We start from the raw sequence: 20,932 nt of genomic DNA, 5'->3' as shown, positions 1-20,932 counted from the left end.
GACCTCCTCATGAACACATCACGCTTTCGTTCGGTTCGTGAGATCGCGGGTGATGCCCGGACCCGTCGTGGGGGACGGCGCGCGCGTCCGCTCGTCGAACGCAGCACGTTCGTCATCGTGTCACTGGGCGGCGATCGCATGGCCCTGCCCGTTGAGGGCGTCGAACGCGTGGTCCGTCCATTCAGCAGTCTGCCGGTGATCCTCTACGAAGGGCGGCAGTTGCCCTTTGCCGATCTCGCCCGCCCTCTGGGACGCACGCTGCGCCTGGGAGAGGGAGATCAGCGTCGGGTGCTCGTGCTGACCGATGGGGAACGACGCTGGGCCGCCCCGGTGGATGCGGTGAACGAAGTCGTGACGGTGGAAACGGCTCTCGTGTTGCCCGTTCCCGTCGAACATCCCGATGCGCATGTTGCAGGGGTTCCTGGCTGTTTCGCACGACAGGAGCACACCATCCCGGTGATCGACGCGCTGGGCATCCTGTCGCGCACGGCGGCCGCCCGTGCCCGCACGTGAGGTGCCGGAGATGGCGGAGGTGTCGCACGTCCATCGGCGCGAAGTCATGAACGCCCCCATGAACACACAGGTGTCTTCACACACGGACACGGGCCGCCTCGGCGAGCGTCTGCACGCGTTGCAGGCATTGCTCGAAGAGGCCCGTGCCACCGCCGGCGGCGTCGCCCGTCCGGCGCAGGAGCAGCTCAAGGCGGATATCATCGCGCTCTTTCGCGATGCGGATGTCGCGCTGAAGGAAGCGCAGGCGCTCAAGGACGCGGTGAAGGGCCTCGCCGAGCAGTGGAAACAGCTCGATGGCGGGCGGTCGCCTTCGTCGGCCTCGGCGTCAGCCTCTCCGTCGTCTGCCGGACCGACGCGTGCCCGTGCGGCGAGTGCACGCGTGGATCACCTCGGCGCGTCGACGTTCATCGAGAAGGGATGGTCGCGGTTGTCACTGGGCGATCTCGATGGGGCGGAGGCCGCCTTGTTTCGTGCGCTGGAACTCGCGCCCGGCAGCAACGAGGCGGAGACCCTGCTGGGATGGACGCAGATGCTGCAGGGAGAGCTCGACACGGCGCTGGCCACGCTGCAGCGGGTGCTCGCGCGGGATCCGCAGCACGCGCTGGCCCGCACGAATGTCGGCTATGTGTGCCTGCGACAGGGGCAGTTCGAGGCGGCGATCGAACATCTCGCCGCCGTGGTTCGCCAGGATACCGACCGCAAAGCCACGTTGTATGCGTTGCTCTATCTCGGGATGGTGCATCGTGAGCAGGCCCGGTACGAGGACGCCGAACGCCATTTCCGGAGCGCGTTGGAGCGCGGACCCAATCTGCTGCAGGCCTGGTATGAGCTGGGACGGACGTACTGGTTCGGCGGACGCCAGGCTGAGGCCATGGCGGCGTGGAAAAGTGGCGCCGCGGCCAACAAGTTCAGCCCATGGGGGAAGCGCTGCGCGAACATGCTGGTGATCATCGAGGGAGGAGGCGCACCACCGCGCGAGGACTGATCGCCCGGTGGCGCCGTCCGTTGCGCCTGTTCTGGTGCCTCTGCTTCCTGATGGCCGGCGTGGGCATGACACAACCCGCCATGGCGCAGCCGGCCATGGCGCAGCCGGTCCCCTCGACGCCTTCCGCGGGCGTACGTCTCGATGCCGGTCGTTTCACGGTGGTGGCCGATCGGCGCGACGAGCGGCTGGCCCGGTCGCTCCTGACCGCCGCGCAGGCCCGCGACAGTTTTCCGGGTTTGCCACGTCCGACGGCGCACGTGCTGGTGGCCGTCGCCCCCGATCAGGCCACGTTCCGCGCCTGGGTGGGGCCGTTTGCTCCCGAATGGGGCGCGGCCATCGCCATCCCCGACGAGCAGCGCGTGATCATGCAGGGCAGCTTTGCCGGCGCGGACGCGGGCGACCCTCTGGTGGTCCTGCGCCATGAACTGGCCCATCTCGCACTGCACGAGGCCATGGGACCACTGCCTCCGCGCTGGTTCGATGAAGGGTATGCCAGTGTGGCCGCGGGCGAGTTCACGCGGGAGCAGATCTTCGAGACGTCCATCGGGATGGTGTGGCGCACCCTGCCGTCCCTCGAAGCGCTGGAACACGGTTTTCAGGGCGGTGGCATGGAGGCCTCGTGGAGTTATGCCATGGCCCATCGGATCGTGAGTGAACTCACCACGCTGGGCGGTCCTCAGGGGCTCGATCACTTCTTCCGGTACTGGAAGGCCACGGGCTCTTTCGAAAAGGCCGTACGTGAGGCCTACGGCATCACGGGCGAGGCGTTCGAGAAACACTGGCAACAGCAGACGCGGCGACGCTACGGGGCCCTGTCGGTGGTGACGAACGTCTCGGCGGCCGTGGGCCTCTTCGCGATCCTTCTCGTGCCGTTGTTCATCAGCAAACGCCGCCGCGACCGGCGCCGGCTGGAGGCGATGCGGGTGGTGGACGCGCAGCAGGAGGCCGCCGCACGGGCCAGTGCCCTCCAGGCGCTGCTCGATGCCGCCGAGCGGGCCGAAGCGGGTGAGCAAATGGCCGATGTCACCCATGCCCCCGACGTCACGGACGAGGACCCACCCTTGCCGCCCGCCCCCGACGTTCGGTATCCTGCGCAATGAGTCAGGTCGAACTTTGCTAGGCTACGAATGATTCCCCATGTCTGGTGGGAGGTCCGGGAACAGAACGGACCTGATACGAGCCAGATACTCCTGCGTCGTTTCCTTGACCTTCTGGACATGGGCTGGTTGCAACATCTCCGCCCATGGTCTTCCGGGATGAAGTTCGTCCCAAGGAGACCGTTTCTGTCCATGTCGGCCTCTCCCGGGATCATGGTTGCCAAACCCGTCGATCTTCTTGTTCCACAATGGTGAGAACATCTCGATGAGCAACGACTCGGCGAGAGGAATCCAGATATCATCGACAACCAGGAAACGGCATTGGAAGTCGCTCACTGACAGATTTTTTGTACTTTGGATTGACGTTGCATGCTCAACGAGTCGACGAAACGTGACCGGACCTGCGTCATCTCCAAGACCATATCCTCCTTTTCGGGCCCCAGCAGGTACGGCTTTTCCGACATAGATGGGCCAACTGCTGGGCTTCCTCTTGTTGAGAGCCGAAATCGCTTCATAGTGCGGAAATTCACCGGTATAGTAGAGCGCGTATACGCCGGCTCCAATGAATGCCGATGTGGGTGGCAACGGACCTATTGGCTGAGCCAGCAGCGCTTCCGCGACGCTCGTGCCGAGATTCTTCTTGTCGAGCGGATTGAATGGTGCGGGCCGCAGTGGCATCTCGTTGCTCATTTGCGCCTCGGCAACGTTTGTTCAAGCACGCTCTGGCCTACCACTCTGGCCAGTTCCACGGGCACTGCGTTGCCAATTTGTCTCATGGCTTCCGTCCATGAGCCGGAGAAGCGGTAGTCATCAGGAAATGTTTGTAGCCTCGCACTCTCCCGGACCGAAAAGTATCTGCACGATCCATCAGGCAATGCAACCATGTTTTCCCCCCCGGGAACTCCATGATCGCCCGCCTTGAGGGCCTTCGCAGGCTCATCAAGTGAACTGCCCGTGTGGCCGGGGTATGCGCGTGCACCGGGCCTGAATTCGTGATTGAAGAAGGCGTGCCGCTTGCTTCGTGGATCCGGAAGTCCAACGAACGCATCTCGAACCGTCTCATAGCGCACTCCATCCGGTGCGGATAGACGATGATCAGTGGCCAAGCGGTCAATACGTGCCTTGTAGCGCATCGCGGGCGCCGGTCGCCGCTTTTGGGGAACCTCATGGACATCCCAGTATGAGCCCTCCACCCACTGCTCCCAAAGAAGACGATCAAGCGAATGCGTGGGTTTGGGAAATGACCATTCCTTTTCCAGGTCTGATCGGAAGCCGACCATGAAGACCCGATATCGATTCTGTGGGATCCCATAGTCCGCAGCATTCAAAAGACGATACACCACCCGATACGAAGTACCTTCGTCCTTGCCACTGGTGTGAACGCGCTCGAGTCGAGCGAGGTGAGACTCCCAATCCTCGGACTTCAGCCTTCCAACCAGCGGATAGCTGAGCTGAAGGAACACATAGTTGAAGTATGTGGCAAAACTTTGCCTGAGCAGCCCCTTGACGTTTTCGAACAGAAATGCCCGTGGCTTCACTTCGCGAATGGCTCTTACCGCCTCCGGAAACATGTCACGTCGGTCCATGTTCGCACGGTGCTTCCCGCCCAAGGAGAAGGGCTGACACGGTGGGCCTCCCGCGACCAGTTCCACGGTCTTCTTGAGCTTCGAATAGTCCACATTTTGAACATCTTCATGAAACAACCGCCAACCAGCCGTCAGGGGATGGCCGCCGGATTGGTTCATCTGGATGGTGGAGCACGAATGGACATCGCGCTCGATCAACGTATCGTGCCTCCATCCCGCTCTCTCGAGGCCCAAAGCCAGTCCGCCGGCGCCCGTGAACAGTTCTATCGATCGCATGGTCTCAGTTGGGGGTTCCCAGAAAAGTATCCAGCCGCTCTTCCAAGCGCACCAGATTCTTGATTTGACATTCCCAAACGACAAGGATTTTCCAGCCCAGTGCACCAAGGCGACGGCGCACTTCCCGGTCCCTTTGTCTGTTCCGGCCGAGCTTCGCCCCCCAGAACGCCGAACGAGTTCGCGGCATCTTGTACTTTCCGCAACCATGTTGGTGCCAGAAGCATCCGTGTACGAAGATGATTTTCCGGCGTTTCGTGAAGACAATATCGGGGTGTCCGGGCAATTGAGGGCTGTGAAGGCGGTAGCGATAGCCCAGTCGGTGAACCAAACGCCGGACCGTGAGTTCTGGACCGGTATTTTTATTCCGTATGCTCGCCATTCGCTCGCTGCGCTGCTCCACCGTCAGAGGATCGAGTCTTGGACGTGGATTCGGAGGCATGGGATGCGACCTGTTCGGGAAAAAGGGATGGCGTTTCAGTGGCTTGGAGGACATCGGCACGACGAGGAGCCTTGGTCCGCCGGAGAATGGGGCAAGAAACCGGAGATCGGGCGACCAACCCTTGCCGCCCGCCCCCGACGTTCGGTATCCTGCGCAATGACCGCGACCGACAATCCCCGTTCCCGCGCCCTCCTGTACTGGGGGGCGGCTGCGCTCTCGCTGCTGCTGGGCTATCTGGATCTCTGGCGTGGGGGCGAGACCATCGCTCCGCTGCTGCTGGTGATCGGCTACGTGGTGCTGGTGCCGCTGGCCATCCTGAAAGGGTAGACCAGGCCCGGCCACACGGCGCGGGAACCGGACTCGACCAGGGACCATGTCTCTGTCGAACGTGATATTCCGGTTAATTTCTCGTACCGGCAGGAACGGCGTTGCCGAACCGATGTAGTTTATTCAACGGACGGTTCGGACAGGGCGTAGCTGCGGGCGAATAGCTCAGCTGGTTAGAGCACCTGTCTTACACACAGGGGGTCGGGGGTTCGAATCCCTCTTCGCCCATACTGTCCGGGTCGTTGTGACGAGCACTGCTTGCCACCACGGGTCGGATGTCGCACTTTCGTTCTTTCCCCTTCGTTTGTCCCCCCAGACCCGCGTGGCTCGCGCACGGCCAACGGGTTTCCGATGCCCGGATATCCCGGGTCCCACGGTTCACGGTGCGGAGGTTACGACTTTGATGTCACGGCATTTCCAGGCGTTGGCTGGGATCGGTTTGGCCCTCGGTGGCACGCTCGTGCCTTCGGTGGCTTCGGCGCAGTACAATCGCGTTCCCGATCCCAACGCCACGCGCGTGATGGTCGCGGTGTTCCGCTCCGCCGAAAAGGGGCTGGGGGTGCAGGCTGCGGACGCACTGCGCTCGCGCATGGGCAGCGATTTCCCGTTCAAGCAGGTGTATGTCCTGCCCAAGCAGGATATCGTGGCGACGCTCGAAGCCTCCGGTTTCCCGGTGGCGGATGCGCTCGAACCGCATGACCAGAAGGCCCTGGCCACCATTCTCCGCGCCGATGAGTATCTCGCCGGCACGGTATCCAAGACGGCCACGGGCGTGAAGGTGGACGCGCAGCTCGTGCTGGCCCGCGACAACACGCTGGTGCAGCCCCTCGGCACCTACGAGGCGAAGAGCGTCGGCGACGCCGCCAAAGAGATCTCGCGCGAACTGAAGGAAGCCCGCAAGCAGCTCGAGTTCGAGAAGAAGTGCACCAGCCTCGGACGCCAGGGCCAGTACGATCAGGCCATCGCGGCCGCCAAGGAAGGCATCGCTGCCTATCCCAAGGCTACGCTGGCCCGCACCTGCTGGGCGCAGGTGCTGATTTCGCAGAAGGCTCCCGCGCAGCAGATGCTCGAGGTGTCGCGCGAGATCGTGAATCTCGATCCGAAGAACAAGCAGGGCCTCGCCATCCTGGCGCAGGCATATCGCGATCTGAACCAGCAGGACTCGTCGGTGGTGACGCTGACCCGTCTGTTGGCCACCGATCCGAAGAACCCGCGTCTGCAGAAGGACGTCGTCGACGCCCTGACGGCCATGGCCAACCCGGCCATCGCGCGTCCCATCATCGACGAAGCCGTGGCCAGCAACCCGGGCGACCCGGAGCTCCTCCGCGCGCGCTGGTTCATCCTGCTCGGGCAGCGCGATTTCAAGGAGGCGTTCAAGCAGGGTGATGAGCTGGTGAAGCTCGACACCTCGTTCGCCGACACGACTTACTTCATCCGCACGTCGCGTGCTTACGCCGCCGACAGCCAGGCGCAGAAGGCGGCGGAGACGGCGGCCAAGGGCCTCCAGAAGTTCCCGAACCAGCCGGCGCTCGTGTACGAGCACATCCTGTCGCTCCAGAAGTCCGGCCAGCTCCAGCCGGCGCTGGAAGCGCTCGACAAGGCGCTCGCGGCCAAGGTGCCGGTCGAAAACAGCTCGACCATGCGCATCCTGCTCCTCAAGGATCTGGGACGCACGGAAGAGATCATGCCGGCCATCAAGAGCTCCATCGCGGCCGGTGACACCTCGTCCAACCTGAAGGTGCTGGCGCTCCAGACGGCCAACGACCTCACCAAGAAGGCCGGTGCTTCGAAGACCCCCGAGGACTACGAAGCGGCCATCGACGCCCTGAAGTACGCCGACTCCGTGGTGCCGAACGAACTCAAGGCGCAGTCGCAGTTCCTGCTCGGTGCGGCCTATGTGCCCTATGGTCAGATGCTGCTGACCAACGCGCAGGCGTCGAAGGACTGCGCGTTGTCCAAGAAGGCCAAGGACATGTTCGTCGAAGCGCAGATCCTGCTGCCGAAGGGCGGTTCGTTCGCCCCCGATGCGATGCGTCAGTACATGGGCTTCGTCATGCAGCTCGACCCGGCTGCCGACCAGATGGTCAAGGCGTACTGCAAGTAACGCTTCACACACCGTGAGACCGCAGCGGGCCCGCTGTCCTCCTGGACGGCGGGCCCGCTTGTTTTCACCTCTCTGCCTTCGCTGTACGACGGAGGTATCACATCCGTGCCGGGTTGCGAATAATGCACATCTCCGCGCGTGATGGCTTCGCTTGACGCTGCTCCACTGCTTCCGCTAACATGACCCCCCACTGACGCGCTCCGTTCGCGCGCTGCCCGTTGCATCTTTCGTCCATGTGGCGCCACAACGTGTTTCCCGTCAGCACGTGACCCCGGTTCGTTCCGCCCCTACGGGTCGCGTCGGTACGTACCACGTCCCCGTCCTGCTCGCCGAGATCGAGGCGATGCTGGTTAACGCTCAGACCGTGCTCGATTGCACGCTGGGTGGCGGTGGACATACGGCCGCATTTCTCGAACGCGGTATGCGGGTCACCGGTGTCGACCGGGATCCGCGCGCGCTCGCGGCCGCCCGTGAGCGTCTGGCCGACTACGAACGCTCCGGACAGTTCCGCGCACTGCTCGGCAACTACGCCGAACTGAGTGTGGCCGGTCTCGCCGACGCCGAGAAATTCGACGGCATTCTGCTCGATCTCGGTGTGTCCTCGCATCAATTCGACGATCCGTCCCGCGGCTTCACGTTCCGCGAAGGTGCGCCGCTCGACATGCGCATGGGCACCGATGCCGATATCGATGCGGCCGAACTGCTCAACACCATCGACGAGATCGATCTCTCGGCGTTGCTGCGTGCCTATGCCGACGAACCGCGTGCGGCGCGTCTGGCGCGGGAAATCACCCGCCGCCGGGAGCGTCGGCCGTTCGCCACGGCGGACGATCTTGTCGATGCCATCCGTGCCGTGCTCGGTCCGCGCAGCGGTGCGCCCGATTTTGCGCGCATCTTCCAGGCCGTGCGCATCGCGGTGAACGACGAACTCTCGGGGTTGGAGCGTGCGCTGCCGGCGTTGCGCGATCGTCTCACGCCCGGTGGGGTCCTGGCAATCATCTCCTACCATTCGGGCGAAGACCGACTGGTGAAGAATGCCTTCCGCGACTGGAGCGCGGCCTGTGTCTGCCCACCCCGGCAGATGATCTGCACGTGTCGCGGCGCCCCGCTCGGTGAGACGCTCACCCGGCGGCCGGTGAGCGCGAGTGAGGAAGAGATCGAAGTGAACTCGCGGGCTCGCAGTGCGCGGTTGCGCGCCTGGCGTTCCGCGGCTGGCGGGGAGTGATGGCCGCGACGCGCCGTTCGAAGCGGGCGCTCGCCGGGCGCTCGCTGGTCGCGATCGCCCTGGGCGTGTTCGTGGTCGTGACGGCCCTCGTGGTCTGGCGCCGCAGTGTGGGCGTGGGCACGGCGCGTGAGATGCAGCGACTCGAAGCGGAGCGCCGCGCGCTGCGTTCGGAGCGGGTGACGCTGGAGAACGATCTCCGGCGTGCCATGAGTCGCCGGCAGGTCGTGCAGGAAGCCGAGCGGAGACTGGGCATGCATGTCGCCACCGAAGCGCAGACGCGCTTCCTCGCGGAGCCGCGCGAGCCGTGATGTCCATGATGTCCCCACGCATGCCGGAGTCGATGCCTCCGCGTCCGGGCGCCGATCCGCGACTGGAGCCCGGGCTGGCCACGGGAGGCATGTCGTCCACCGCCGAGGAGGCGAGTCCGCTGCCGGTGAGCCGCGGGCGCGCGGCGTTCGTGCATGTCACACTGGTGCTCTTCGCCGCCGCGATCGTGGCACGGGCCGCGCAGATTCAACTCGTCGAGCGGGCCACGTGGCAGCGTGTCGCCGAACGGCAGCATGTGAAAGACCTCACGGTCGCGCCACCGCGGGGCGCCATTCTCGATGCCACCGGCAACGTGCTCGTGGAAACCCGCGAGCAGGTGAAGCTCGTCATCGAGCCGCACAACCTGACGACCGTGCGTCGCAAGGGGAAGGACGGCGAGATCCGTACGATCGATACGCGGGCCGTCGTGCGGCGTGGATTGCGCGAATTGCGCGTGTCCGATGCGAACCTGCGTCGGGTCTTCAACAATCCGAAGGCGCGCTGGGTGGAGTTGCCGTACCGTTTTCTGCCGGCGGATCTCGATCGGTTCAAGGGATTGCCCGGTGTGAAGACGCTGCCGGTGCTCACGCGGGTCAATGCCACGCCCGAGGGCCTGCGCGGGATCGTCGGAGCACTGGACGCCGATGGCGCGCCGGTGGGTGGCATCGAGATGGAACTCGATCCGTTTCTGCGTGGGGAAGCGGGACACAACCCGGTGGTGCTTGACGGACGCGGGGGACGCATCGGTTCGCCCATGCTGACGCCCGTGGAAGCCCGTCCCGGTCACACCGTGATGCTGACCATCAATCAGTCGTTGCAGGAGATCGCCGAGCAGGCGCTGGCCGACGCGCGCAAACGTACGGGCGCCAGCGGAGGGGATGTCGTCATCCTCGACCCACGCGACGGGGCCATTCTGGCCCTGGCCGGTGTGCGCGACGGCCGCGCCGCGTTGACCAGCACGCCCTTGGCGGAAGCGTACGAGCCGGGATCGGTGATGAAGCCGTTCGTGGTGTCGCGATTGCTCGACGCGCGGCGTGCGAACCCCGATGAGGTGCTCAACACCGAGAACGGAACCTGGTCGATATCGGGACGCACGTTGAGCGATGAACACAAGGCCGCGAGCATGTCGGTGCGCGATATCATCCGGTTCTCGAGCAACATCGGCACCGCGAAGCTCGCGTTGCGGTTCAATCAGCAGGAAGAGTATGCGGCCCTGCGCGACTTCGGCTTCGGCAACTTCACCGGTGTGCCGTATCCCGCGGAATCACGCGGGCGTCTGTCGTTGCCCACGGAATGGAGCAAGATGACGCCGGCCTCGGTGGCCATCGGCTACGAGATGATGGCCACGCCCCTGCAGATCGCCACGGCCTATGCGGCGATCGCCAACGACGGGGAACTGTTGCAGCCGGTGCTCGTGCGGGAAGTGCGGGACAGCGAAGGCCGTGTCGTGTTCCAGCATCGCAAGCGTCCGGTGCGGCAGGTCGTGTCACCGGCCACGGCGGCGCTCATGCGCACGATGCTCAAGAGTGTGGTGGACAGCGGCACGGCGCGTGCCGCCAACCTCACCACCTTCGACGTGGCGGGCAAGTCCGGCACGGCGCGTCGTCTGGTGCCGGGGCAGGGATATGTGCGCGGTCGATACAACGCGAGCTTCGCGGGCATGTTCCCGGCGGAAGATCCGCAGTACGTGATCGTGGCGCGTCTGATCGATCCCGAAGGCACCTACTTCGGTGGCATCGTCTCGGGCGCCATGGCGAACATGATTCTGCAGAACGCACTGGCCACGCGTGACGCCTCGCTCGATCGTGGTGCGCTCGCCCGGGTGGCGCGTCCGATGCCGGTGACGCCACCACGGCCCCTCTCTCCCGAAGCCCAGCGTCTTGCGGCGCGGGATTCGGCGCGCCGGGATTCGTTGCGCGCCGCGCCGCCTCCCAAGGCCGAACCGCTGGCGGAACCGGCGCGTGTGGTGGTGGATCTGCCCTTCGATCCGCAGCGGGCACCGGGTCGGCGCGTGACGGAGGAGGGGAATCTGCAATTGGTGCCCTCGGTGTACGGGCTCGATGCGCGTCAGGCCGCACGCACACTGTACGCGGCGGGGTTCCAGGTGAGCGTCGTGCGTGGCGCCGATGTGCGCACACGTCCCGCGGCCGGCACGGCGCTCCGGAGTGGGGCCACGGTGCAACTCGAAGTGCCGCGACTGACGACCGGTGCGGGAACGGAGGTGCGGCCCGCAGAGAAGTCCGCGGAAAAATCCGTGAGGAAACTCGCAGCAAAATCCACGAAGCCCTCACGATGACTGCGACGACATCCGCTTCCCCATCCGCCACCGCTGCCCGCATGCGGCCAGTGCCCGTGTCCCGGCTCGTCGATGCGCTGCGTGAAGCCGGTCAGCTGCACGGGATCGTCGGTACGCCACCCGACGCCGTCTTCGATCTGGTCGACGACAGCCGGCGTGTCACGCCCGGATCGGCGTTTCTGGCGGTGCAGGGGGCCACGCAGGATGGCCATGCCTGGCTGCCGAAGGCACGTGAAGCCGGCGCCACCCTGTTCATCGTGGAGAACCGCGATGCCGCGCTGGCGGAAGGTGTGCCCGCCCTGGTGGTGCAGGACGGACGGCGCAGTGCGGCGATCGCGGCGGCCGCCTTTCACGACTGGCCCGCGCGATCGCTCACCCTGGTGGCGGTGACCGGTACCAACGGCAAGACCACGACCGTGGGGCTGTTGCGGCATCTTCTCGACAGCGCGGAGCGACCGGCGGCATCGATCGGTACGCTGGGGGTGCTGCTGGGCAGCGTCGGCGTGGAAGTGCCCGGCGGACAGGGACTCACCACACCGGGGCCGGTGGAGTTGCAGCGGCTGTTGCGTCTCCTGGTGGATCGCGGCGTGAAGACCGTGTCGATGGAGACGAGTTCGCATGCGCTCCATCAGCATCGTGTGGACGGTGTGCTGTTCGCCGCGGCCGTGTTCACCAATCTCACACGCGATCATCTGGACTATCACGGCACGATGGACGCCTATCGTGACGCCAAGCTGGAGTTGCTGGCGCTGCTGGCTCCGGATGGCGTGGCCTGTTTCAACGGAGATGATCCCGCGTGGCGCGGCGTGAACGGACCGGTTCGGCGGGTCCTGTTCGGCACCGCAGCCGATGCCGATGTGCGTGCACGCGATGTGGTGTTCGGCGCGACGGGCAGCCGTTTCACACTGACGACCCCGATGGGACAGCACGAGGTGTCGCTGCCACTCATCGGCGATTTCAACGTCGCCAACGCACTGGGCGCCGCCGCCGCGGCGGAAGCGCTTGGCCTGACGGTTGCCGAGATCGCCATGAAGCTGTCACAGGCTCCGCAGGTGCCGGGCCGTCTCGAACGTCTGCACACCGCGCCCACCGTGTTGCGCGACTACGCGCACACTCCCGATGCGCTCGAGCGTGCATTGGAAGCGGTCCGCCCGTTCACGACGCGTCCCGACGGGGCACCCAGCCGTCTGATCGTGCTCTTCGGATGTGGAGGCGACCGGGATCGCGGAAAACGGCCGGTGATGGGCGCGATCGCGGAACGGCTCGCCGATGTGACCATCGTCACAAGCGACAATCCCCGCACGGAAGATCCCGGACAGATTCTCGATGACATCGAAGCCGGCATGACCCGCACCGATCATCTGCGCATCGTCGATCGGCGCGAAGCCATCGCTGCCGCGTTGCGTCTCGCCGCACCGCACGACGTGGTGGTGCTGGCCGGCAAGGGACACGAAACATATCAGATCCGCGGCACCACGGCCTATCCGTTCGACGAGCGTCAGATCGTGCAGGAAATCGTACAGGAGCTGGTCCATGAATCCGCTCGGGACTCTGCCCGCGAACCCGGGATGAACGCCACATGACATCAGGCACGACGCCGTTCACGATGGCGGGGACAGCCTTCGCGGCGGTCCCTGCGATTGCGCCGGAACGGGCGCATCCCTACTGGACCTTCGAGCGCGTGGCCGCGGCGCTGGGCACCGGTCCTTCCATGCCGATGCCTCTCGCCGGTGTCTCCACCGACACGCGGCATCTGGTCCGTGGCGATGTCTTCGTTGCGCTGCGCGGCGAGCGGTTCGACGCGCACGATTTCCTGGCGCAGGCGCGTGATGCCGGTGCCGCGGCGTTCGTGGTGAGCGATCCACTCCCGGCCGTGGGACTGGGGCTGCCGGTCTATGTCGTGCCGGATACGCTGGTTGCACTAGGCCAGCTGGCCACCGCCTGGCGCAAGGCGTGGGGACGCAGTGTCATTGCCGTGGCCGGATCGAACGGCAAGACCAGCACCAAGGAACTGCTCCGGGCCGCACTGCGTGGCACGTTCGAGGTGCACGCCACGGCGGGCAATCTCAACAATCTCATCGGCGTGCCGCTCACGTTGCTGGCCATTTCTTCACACGCGGACATCGCCGTGGTGGAGCTGGGCACCAATGCACCCGGCGAAGTGGCCACGTTGCGCGCGATCGCCGCACCGGACGTGGCGGTCCTCACCAGCATCGGCGAGGAGCATCTCGAAGGGCTGGGTGATCTGTCGGGCGTGCTGCGCGAGGAGTGCGAGGTGTTTCACGGTGTCACCCTGGCCGTGGCACCTGCGGCACACCCCGAGGTGGTCACACTCGCCGGAGACCGTGCGCAGGCCGTGGTCACGGCCGGACTGACCGATGCACAGGTCATGCCGAGTGCGTGGGGGCTCGACGACGAAGGTCGTCCGTGGTTCGATGTGGACGGTGTGCACTTCACGCTCCCGTTGCGTGGCGCGCATCAGGCGGCCAATGCGATGCTGGCCGTGGCTGTTGCGCGCGCCTGTGGCGCGTCGCTCGAAAGCGCGGCGGCCGGCATGGCCACGATGCCCGTTCCCAACATGCGCGGGGTCTGGGAGACCATCGGACAGGCCACGATCATCAACGATGCCTACAACGCGAACCCACCCTCCATGCGGGCCGCGCTGGCGTTGCTGGATGGGGTGGGTGCCGGACGTCAGCGCGTGGCCATCCTGGGCACCATGCGGGAACTTGGGGCACACGCCGCTGCGCAGCACGAAGCCATCGCCCGTGCCGCGCTCGCGTCGTCGGCCGATCTCATCGTGGGCGTGGGCGAGTTCGATGCCGCGTTCCACGCGATCGCCGGCACCGACGGAAACATCACTGTGAACACCGGGAACGCCCGGGTGATCACGGCCGACGATCCCGAACGGGCGTGGCAGCTTGCTCAACCGCGACTGGCGCGCAATGCCGTCATTCTGCTCAAGGCCTCGCGTGGCGTGCGTCTGGAGCGTCTTCTCCCCCAGCTCACCACCTGGGCCACGACCTAGTGCTCTATTATCTGCTCCAGCCGCTGGCGCGCGACGTGCGCCTGTTCAATCTCCTGAACTACATCACGTTCCGCGCCGCCGCGGCTTTCGTGACGGCGTTGCTGGTCTGTTTCATTCTCGGTCCCGCCATCATCCGACGATTGCGGGCGATGGCCGTGCACCAGGTGGTGCGTGAAGGCACACCCGACACGCACGCCGGCAAAGGCACGACACCCACCATGGGTGGACTCATCATCCTGGCCGCGACCTTCGCGCCCGTGCTGCTCTGGTCCCGTCTCAGCAACCGTTATGTGTTGCTGGCTCTGGCCGTGACGGCGTGGATGGGGGTGATCGGTTTTCTCGACGACTATCTCAAGCTCAAGCAGAAGCGCGAGGGCCGGAAGAACGAAGGCCTGGTGGAGCGTTACAAGCTCGCCGGACAGGTGCTCTGTGGACTCGGTCTGGGCACGTACCTCCTGCTGTCGCCGATTTCCACGTTGCCTGGCGCGAGCACGACCCTGCCATTCTTCAAGTACGTGCTCGTGGTGCCGGCCGTGGCCTGGGCGGCGTGGCTCTACATTCCCTGGGTGACGTTCATTCTCACCGGTGTGAGCAACGCCGTGAATCTCACCGATGGACTCGATGGACTGTCCTCCGGACTCGTCGCCATCGCGGTGCTGACGCTGGGGTTGTTCGCCTACCTCCTGGGTCGTGTGGACACCAGCGCGTATCTGCAGGTGTTCTATCTGCGCGGCGCCGGCGAACTGACCGTGTTCTGCGCGGCCGTGGTGGGAGCCTGCATCGGCTTCCTGTGGTACAATGCCCACCCCGCGCAGGTCTTCATGGGCGACACGGGTTCGCTGGCACTCGGCGGTGCCGTGGGCGCCATCGCCATTCTGCTCAAGAGCGAATTCCTGCTGCTCTTCGTGGGCGCCGTGTTCTTCGCCGAAACGGTGTCGGTGATTCTGCAGCGCAGTGTGTTCAAGTATCGCCGCAAGCGTTACGGGCTCGAGTATGCGCAGAAACATCGCGTCTTCAGGCGGGCGCCATTGCATCATCATTTCGAGATGATCGGCTGGCCCGAGACGCAGGTGGTGGTGCGCTTCTGGATCATCGGCATCCTGTGCGCCATTCTGGCGCTCAGCACGCTCAAGCTGCGCTGACCGGCTCACGCGTCCGATGACCATCGATTCCACGTCGTCGCCAGGGACTTCGGCACAGGCCGGGGCGCGTGCTGAGACGCATGCCGAGGCGCGTACCGAAACACGTGCAGAGACACGTGCAGAAACACGTGCCGCCGTGCAGTCGGCAGCCCGCACGGTGGCTCAGGTGGTGGCCCTCCGGCTGGCCGAACACACGGGCGAGTTTGCCGTGATCGGATTGGGTCGCAGTGGTGTGGCGGCCGCGCGTCTGCTGCGACGTGGGGGATTGCGTGTCTACGCCTCCGACCGATCGTCGGGGGAGGCGGTGCAGCGGGACGCGGAACGATTGCGTGCCGAGGGTGTCGACGTGGATGTGGGCACGCACGATCTGGCGCGCATCGCGCAGGCGGCCGTGGTGGTGGCCAGCCCTGGGGTGCCACCCACGGCCGCGCCGTTGCAGGCCGCGCGTGCTGCCGGCGTGCCGGTGGTGGGCGAGGTGGAGATCGCCCTGCGGCTGCAGCCGGCGTTGCACTACATCGCTGTCACCGGCACGAACGGCAAGACCACGACCACGGCGCTCATCGGTCATCTGTTGCGGGCCCTGGGGCTCGATGCGGCCGACGTGGGCAACATCGGCACGCCGGTGTCGGCGCTGGCATTGCAGGACAAGCCGCCTGCCTGGGCCGCGCTCGAGATGTCGTCGTTTCAACTGCACGACACGCCGGGGCTCTATCCCGACGTGGGCGTGCTGACCACGTTGAGCCCCGATCATCTCGATCGGTACACAGACGTCGACGAGTACTACGCCGACAAGGAACGGCTCTTTCTCAATGCCGTGCCACAGTCCAGATGGGTCGTCACCGCGGACAACGACGCCGTGCGGCTCATGATGCAGGGAGTTGCCGGGACGTGTTACCGGTTTTCCACGCAGCAGGCCACGGGCGTGGACGCCTGGTACGATCGTGACACCGGCATGCTGCACGTGCTCGGCGCGCCATTCATGCCGCGCGATCGGGTGACGCTCACGGGTGATCACAATGTCGCGAACGTACTCGCCGCCGTGCTCGCGGTCATGGTGGCCGATGCCGCGCACACCACACCGCAGGCGCGTGCGCAACTGGCCGAGGCCGTGAGCACCTTCCGCGCACCGCCGCACCGGTTGGAACCGGTGGTCGATCGGAATGGGCTGTTGTGGCTCGACGATTCCAAGGCCACCAATGTGGCATCCACCCTGGTGGCGCTGGCGGGCATGACCCGTCCCACCATCGTGCTGCTGGGCGGACGTCACAAGGGAGAACCGTACACGGCGCTGGTGCCCGAACTGCAGCGTGTGGCGAAGGTGGTGCTGGCCTACGGTGAGGCCACCGGTCATATCGTGGGCGATCTGCGTGAGGCGCTCGCCAGCACCGTCCCGGTGGAAGCGATGCCCTCGGCGTCGTTCGCCGACGTGATGGCACGGGCACGGGCGTTGGCGGCGCCGGGCGATGTGGTGCTGCTGTCACCCGCCTGTTCGAGTTACGACATGTTCACCAACTACGAGGAACGCGGACGCGAGTTCGCGCGGCTCGCGGAGTCGTTGACGTGACGGCACCGGCCATCCAGGCAGGCGTGCGTGAACGCTGGCGCATGGGCCTCGAAGCCCGTGCCCTGCTGCTCGTGACCGCGGTGCTGGTGTGTTTCGGATTGGCCGTGTTGTACAGCGCCAGTGCGCTGCAGGCGCTGTCGGCCGGTAGCCCGGGGCATTTTTTCGTGTTGCGTCAGGCCACCGGTGTGGTGGCCGGCATCGTGGCCTTCGCGATCTTCGCCAAGATGGACGCCGAACGATGGCGCGGGTGGGCGTGGCCCATCATGGGCATCAGTCTGCTGCTGATGCTCGTGATCATCCTGCCGGGCACCGAAAGCATCTCCACGCGGGTGTATGGTTCGCGTCGGTATCTGTTCGGCGGATCCATCCAGCCATCGGAGCTGGCGAAGTTCGCCATTCTCGTGTGGACACCGATGCTGCTGGTGAAGAAGGGCACGATGGTGCGGCGACTGGGCAAGGGACTGTTGCCCTTCGTCGTGGTCATCGGCGCGCTCAGTGTGCTGGCCGCACTCGAGCCGGATCTGTCGGTGGCGATGATGTTCTGTCTCCTGATGGCCGTGCTGTTGTTCGTGGGTGGAGCCCGGGTGTCGCATTTCCTGCTGTTCGGCATCGTAGGACTGTTGCTGGTGGGATATCAGGCCTCACAGAGCGCGTACGTGCGTGCCCGCGTGGAGAGCTTTCTGCACGACGACGGGCGCGATCAGTCACGCAGCTCTCCGGTGAATGATCAGCAGTATCAGTCGCTCGTGGCCGTGGGTGCCGGCGGACTCGTGGGCGTGGGTTTTGGTCAGGGGAATCAGCAGCGCGGCTGGTTGCCGCTGGCGTACAACGACTTCATCGGATCCATCGTGGGCGAGGAGTTCGGCTTCATCGGGGTGGCCGGTCTCACGCTCGCGTTTGCGCTGTACGGATGGCTGGGCTTCCGCATCGCCCGACAGGCACGATCCTCGTATCTGACCTTGCTGGCCATCGGACTCACCTTCACCACGGTGTTCACCGCGTTCATCCACCTGGGGGTGGTGATCCGGTTGTTGCCCAACACCGGGTTGACGTTGCCGTTCGTTTCGTACGGCCGGTCCAATCTCGTGCTCACGCTGGCCATGACGGGCATTCTCGTCAACATCGGCAGCATGCGGGAGCGGGTCTTCGGTACATCGGCCACCGATCCGCTGGTGTCGGTCCCCGCCGGTGATCCGGTCATGACTGCACGATGAGCACGCGATGACATCGCGATGCGCCGTGATCATGACCTCACCGCCCGCGCCGTGACGGCGGTATGACCGCGTCGGAGTCCACGCGTATCTACTTCGCGGGTGGTGGCACCGGAGGACATCTCTACCCCGGGCTGGCCATCGCGCGCGCCGTGGTCCGGCTCGCACCGCAGGTGGTGCCGCATTTCATCGGCGCTCAGCGGGGCATCGAGCGTGAGATCCTGCCCGGCACGGAGTTCGCCCACACGTTGCTGGATCTGCATCCGCTGTATCGACGTACGCCGTGGAACAACTGGCGCACGCTGGTGGGTGCCGTGAGTGCGTGGCGCGCGATCTCCGCGCTGTCGCGCAGTGAGCCACCCCGCGCCGTCGTGGGCACGGGAGGATATGCCGCCGGCGTGGCGCTCGCGTGGGCACGCGCCCACGGCATCCCCACCATGCTGCACGAGCCCGACAGTCATCCCGGATTGACCACGCGCGCGTTTGCACATGGGGCACGGGCCATCTATCTGGGGTTTCCCGAGGCGCGGCAACGTCTCTCGCCCGGCACACGCACTGAGGTTCTGCCACTGGGATGCCCCATCGAACCGCCGCCGGCGATTCGTCCGACGCGCGCCGAGGCCCGTGCGCGCTGGGCGCTGCCGGAGGATGCGTTTGTCGTTCTGGTGATGGGGGGCAGTCAGGGGGCGCGCGCGATCAACGAGATCATCGCCGCATGGATCGACCTGGGGCTGCCGGAGCGGGTGTGTCTCGTCTGGTCCACGGGCCGGCAGCAGGCCGCCGCGTGGCTTGATCGGGAGAGCGCGCGGGTGCGGGTGCGCCCCTATCTCTCGCCCATCACCGAGGCCTATGCGGTGGCCGATGTGGCGGTGGCCCGCGCCGGGGCGATGTCCATCGCCGAGCTCTGTGCCTGGGGTATTCCTGCGTTGCTGGTACCATTGCCCACCGCGGCGCAGGATCATCAGACGTACAACGCCCGCGCGACCGCACAATCGGGCGGTGCGCTGCACATTCCGCAACGCGAACTCTCGGTGGCGCGTCTCGACAGCGAGGTGCGCGCGCTGATGACCGATCCGGCGCGTCTCGAGCACATGCGTACGGCGATGCTGGACCGCGCGCGTCCCGATGCCGCCCAGGCCATCGCCCGCTCATTGCTCGGAATACTGGGCATTCCCATGCCGGGGATTCCCCCGCTCGACACGGCCGTTTCGCCATATTTGCAGGTATGACCGGCCACGACGCAGAAAACAGCGCAGCAAACGAAGCGGCGAGCGACGCAATGAGCGACGCGGCGCAGGACGCAGCGAAAGACGCAGCGAGAGGCGCAGCCAACGATGTAGCCAACGACGTCCGTCCGGACAGCCAACGCGTCGCGGATGATGCCGACGCCGGCACTCCGGCGTCGCGCCTGGTGCTGCTCGCCACCGATGATCCCCGGCCCGTGCATTTTGTCGGTATCGCGGGTGCGGGCATGAGCGCGCTGGCCGAACTGCTGGTGCGCCGGGGTGTGGCGGTGCAGGGCACCGATGCCAATCCCGCCGGTGCGCCCGATCTCGCGGCGCTCGGTGTTCGGGTGTCGGCACATGACGCCGCGATGGTGGCCCATGCGCGGGCGCTGGTGTATTCGTCGGCCATTCCAGCCACCCACCCCGAGATGGCGGCCGCGCGCGCGGCGGGCATTCCCATCATCCGTCGGGCCGAAGCGCTGGCCGATGCGGTGAGTGGCGGCACGCTCATCGGCGTGGCGGGCACGCATGGCAAGACCACCACCACCGTGATGACCACCGAAGCGTTGAGCAGCGCGGGCCGCGATCCCACGGGCGTGGTGGGTGGGCGCGTAGGGCGATGGGAAGGCAATCTGCGACTGGGCGGTGACACGTACGTGGTCGAAGCCGACGAGTACGACCGGTCGTTCCTTGCGCTCGATCCCACCGTGGCCGTGGTACTCAACGTCGAAGCCGATCATCTCGACATCTACCGCGACATCGACGACATCACACGCACGTTCGAAGTGTACGTGTCGAAGGCGTGCACGCTGGTGCGATGCGCCGACGACGCCGGCGCGATGGCGCTGCGTGTGGCGAGCAGCCGGGAGATCATCGCCTATTCGGCGACCGCACCGGGCAGCGCTCCGTCGGCACATGCCTCCGATGCCCGTCTCGTGGCGCGGGATCTCACGCTCGACGCGTCGGGATCGCGCTTCACGGTGGTGTTCGACGGAGAATCGCTGGGAGAGATCACACTGGCCGTGCCCGGGGTGCACAATGTGCGCAACGCGCTCGCCGCGATCGGTGCCGGACTCGCGCTCGGCTGCACCGTACCGCAGATGGCGCCGGGGCTCGCGGCGTTCCGGGGCGTGGAGCGTCGCTTTCAGCGTCTCGGACAGGCCGCCGGTGTGGACGTGGTCGACGACTATGCCCACCACCCCACCGAAGTGCGGGCCACGCTGGCCGCGGCCCGTCATGCCTTTCCGGGCCGTCGTCTCGTGCTGGCCTTCCAGCCGCATCTCTATTCGCGCACCCGCGATCTGCAGCAGGAGTTTGCCGACGCGTTGCGTGAAGCGGATGTTCTCATGCTGTGCGACATCTACGGGGCCCGCGAGACGCCGGAGCCGGGGGTGACCTCGGCGCTCATCGCCGATCGCATTCCGGGCGACATCGTGCAGTGGCGGGGGCCGCGCACCGAAGTGGTCGATGCGCTGCGGACCATCGTGCGGGAAGGTGACGTGGTGCTGACCATGGGCGCCGGTGACATCACCCGGGTCGGTCCGGCGCTGCTCGATGCCTTGCGGGGCGCGTCGTCGCATTGACCCCACCGGAAATAACCGGCGCCT

Annotated in this window: 18 protein-coding genes and 1 tRNA gene; 16 read left to right on the top strand and 3 right to left on the bottom strand. The window is 65.8% G+C overall.

What is annotated here, in order from left to right:
* Positions 1-9: 9 nt before the first annotated feature.
* Genes WG208_RS08425 through WG208_RS08415 form a run of 3 tightly spaced genes read left to right on the top strand, consistent with a single transcriptional unit; the run spans position 10 to position 2,598 of the window.
* Positions 10-513 (top strand): chemotaxis protein CheW, encoded by a 504-nt coding sequence (locus WG208_RS08425; RefSeq protein WP_337170892.1) that lies wholly within the window; start codon positions 10-12, stop codon positions 511-513.
* A 46-nt stretch (positions 514-559) separates the two neighbouring features.
* Positions 560-1,498 (top strand): tetratricopeptide repeat protein, encoded by a 939-nt coding sequence (locus WG208_RS08420; RefSeq protein ID WP_337170891.1) that lies wholly within the window; start codon positions 560-562, stop codon positions 1,496-1,498.
* A 20-nt stretch (positions 1,499-1,518) separates the two neighbouring features.
* On the top strand, positions 1,519-2,598 hold the full coding sequence (locus WG208_RS08415; protein ID WP_337170890.1) for a hypothetical protein: 1,080 nt from the start codon (positions 1,519-1,521) through the stop codon (positions 2,596-2,598).
* A 21-nt stretch (positions 2,599-2,619) separates the two neighbouring features.
* Here the strand turns inward: WG208_RS08415 and WG208_RS08410 are convergent, their stop codons facing one another.
* From WG208_RS08410 to vsr, 3 genes are read right to left on the bottom strand one after another with little or no spacing between them, the layout of a single operon-like run.
* Complete coding sequence (locus tag WG208_RS08410) at positions 2,620-3,285, bottom strand: Eco29kI family restriction endonuclease (protein ID WP_337170889.1); 666 nt, start codon at positions 3,283-3,285, stop codon at positions 2,620-2,622.
* Positions 3,282-4,457, bottom strand: a complete 1,176-nt coding sequence (locus tag WG208_RS08405) for a DNA cytosine methyltransferase (protein WP_337170888.1) — start codon at positions 4,455-4,457, stop codon at positions 3,282-3,284. The genes WG208_RS08410 and WG208_RS08405 overlap by 4 nt, the downstream gene beginning before the upstream one ends.
* Positions 4,458-4,461: 4 nt before the next feature.
* A complete protein-coding gene (gene vsr / locus WG208_RS08400) occupies positions 4,462-4,896 on the bottom strand; it encodes a DNA mismatch endonuclease Vsr (RefSeq protein WP_337170887.1) in 435 nt (144 codons plus the stop codon).
* 156 nt (positions 4,897-5,052) lie between these two features.
* Between vsr and WG208_RS08395 the strand changes: the two genes are divergently transcribed.
* The 13 genes from WG208_RS08395 to murC all read left to right on the top strand — a co-directional run bounded on the left by WG208_RS08395 (position 5,053) and on the right by murC (position 20,908).
* Positions 5,053-5,223, top strand: coding sequence for a hypothetical protein (locus WG208_RS08395; RefSeq protein ID WP_337170886.1), 171 nt, complete (start codon positions 5,053-5,055; stop codon positions 5,221-5,223).
* 154 nt (positions 5,224-5,377) lie between these two features.
* Positions 5,378-5,451: transfer RNA gene (locus WG208_RS08390), tRNA-Val, on the top strand.
* A gap of 175 nt (positions 5,452-5,626) precedes the next feature.
* A complete protein-coding gene (locus tag WG208_RS08385) occupies positions 5,627-7,327 on the top strand; it encodes a hypothetical protein (RefSeq protein ID WP_337170885.1) in 1,701 nt (566 codons plus the stop codon).
* Between the two features lie 235 nt (positions 7,328-7,562).
* Positions 7,563-8,552 carry a 16S rRNA (cytosine(1402)-N(4))-methyltransferase RsmH gene (rsmH, locus tag WG208_RS08380; RefSeq protein WP_337170884.1) on the top strand — a complete coding sequence of 330 codons (990 nt, stop codon included), beginning with the start codon at positions 7,563-7,565 and terminating at the stop codon, positions 8,550-8,552.
* The gene (locus WG208_RS08375; protein ID WP_337170883.1) at positions 8,552-8,860 is read left to right on the top strand and encodes a hypothetical protein; all 309 of its coding nucleotides are present in this window, start codon (positions 8,552-8,554) and stop codon (positions 8,858-8,860) included. The genes rsmH and WG208_RS08375 overlap by 1 nt, the downstream gene beginning before the upstream one ends.
* On the top strand, positions 8,860-11,154 hold the full coding sequence (locus tag WG208_RS08370; RefSeq protein ID WP_337170882.1) for a penicillin-binding transpeptidase domain-containing protein: 2,295 nt from the start codon (positions 8,860-8,862) through the stop codon (positions 11,152-11,154). The genes WG208_RS08375 and WG208_RS08370 overlap by 1 nt, the downstream gene beginning before the upstream one ends.
* A complete protein-coding gene (locus WG208_RS08365; RefSeq protein ID WP_337170881.1) occupies positions 11,151-12,737 on the top strand; it encodes a UDP-N-acetylmuramoyl-L-alanyl-D-glutamate--2,6-diaminopimelate ligase in 1,587 nt (528 codons plus the stop codon). The genes WG208_RS08370 and WG208_RS08365 overlap by 4 nt, the downstream gene beginning before the upstream one ends.
* Positions 12,734-14,182 carry a UDP-N-acetylmuramoyl-tripeptide--D-alanyl-D-alanine ligase gene (murF, locus tag WG208_RS08360; RefSeq protein ID WP_337170880.1) on the top strand — a complete coding sequence of 483 codons (1,449 nt, stop codon included), beginning with the start codon at positions 12,734-12,736 and terminating at the stop codon, positions 14,180-14,182. Before WG208_RS08365 ends, murF begins: the two co-directional genes overlap by 4 nt.
* Positions 14,182-15,324, top strand: a complete 1,143-nt coding sequence (mraY, locus tag WG208_RS08355) for a phospho-N-acetylmuramoyl-pentapeptide-transferase (protein ID WP_337170879.1) — start codon at positions 14,182-14,184, stop codon at positions 15,322-15,324. Before murF ends, mraY begins: the two co-directional genes overlap by 1 nt.
* A 136-nt stretch (positions 15,325-15,460) precedes the next feature.
* A complete protein-coding gene (gene murD / locus WG208_RS08350) occupies positions 15,461-16,888 on the top strand; it encodes a UDP-N-acetylmuramoyl-L-alanine--D-glutamate ligase (RefSeq protein WP_337170878.1) in 1,428 nt (475 codons plus the stop codon).
* On the top strand, positions 16,885-18,102 hold the full coding sequence (locus tag WG208_RS08345) for an FtsW/RodA/SpoVE family cell cycle protein (protein WP_337170877.1): 1,218 nt from the start codon (positions 16,885-16,887) through the stop codon (positions 18,100-18,102). Before murD ends, WG208_RS08345 begins: the two co-directional genes overlap by 4 nt.
* 62 nt (positions 18,103-18,164) lie before the next feature.
* The gene (locus tag WG208_RS08340; protein ID WP_337170876.1) at positions 18,165-19,328 is read left to right on the top strand and encodes a UDP-N-acetylglucosamine--N-acetylmuramyl-(pentapeptide) pyrophosphoryl-undecaprenol N-acetylglucosamine transferase; all 1,164 of its coding nucleotides are present in this window, start codon (positions 18,165-18,167) and stop codon (positions 19,326-19,328) included.
* Entirely contained in the window at positions 19,325-20,908 is a 1,584-nt protein-coding gene (murC, locus tag WG208_RS08335) for a UDP-N-acetylmuramate--L-alanine ligase (protein ID WP_337170875.1), read from the top strand. Before WG208_RS08340 ends, murC begins: the two co-directional genes overlap by 4 nt.
* The last annotated feature ends 24 nt before the right edge of the window (positions 20,909-20,932 follow it).

The sequence above is a fragment of the Gemmatimonas aurantiaca genome, from assembly GCF_037190085.1.
GTDB classification, from domain to species: Bacteria; Gemmatimonadota; Gemmatimonadetes; order Gemmatimonadales; family Gemmatimonadaceae; genus Gemmatimonas; species Gemmatimonas aurantiaca_A.
This window is presented reverse-complemented; position numbering and strand designations above follow the sequence as displayed.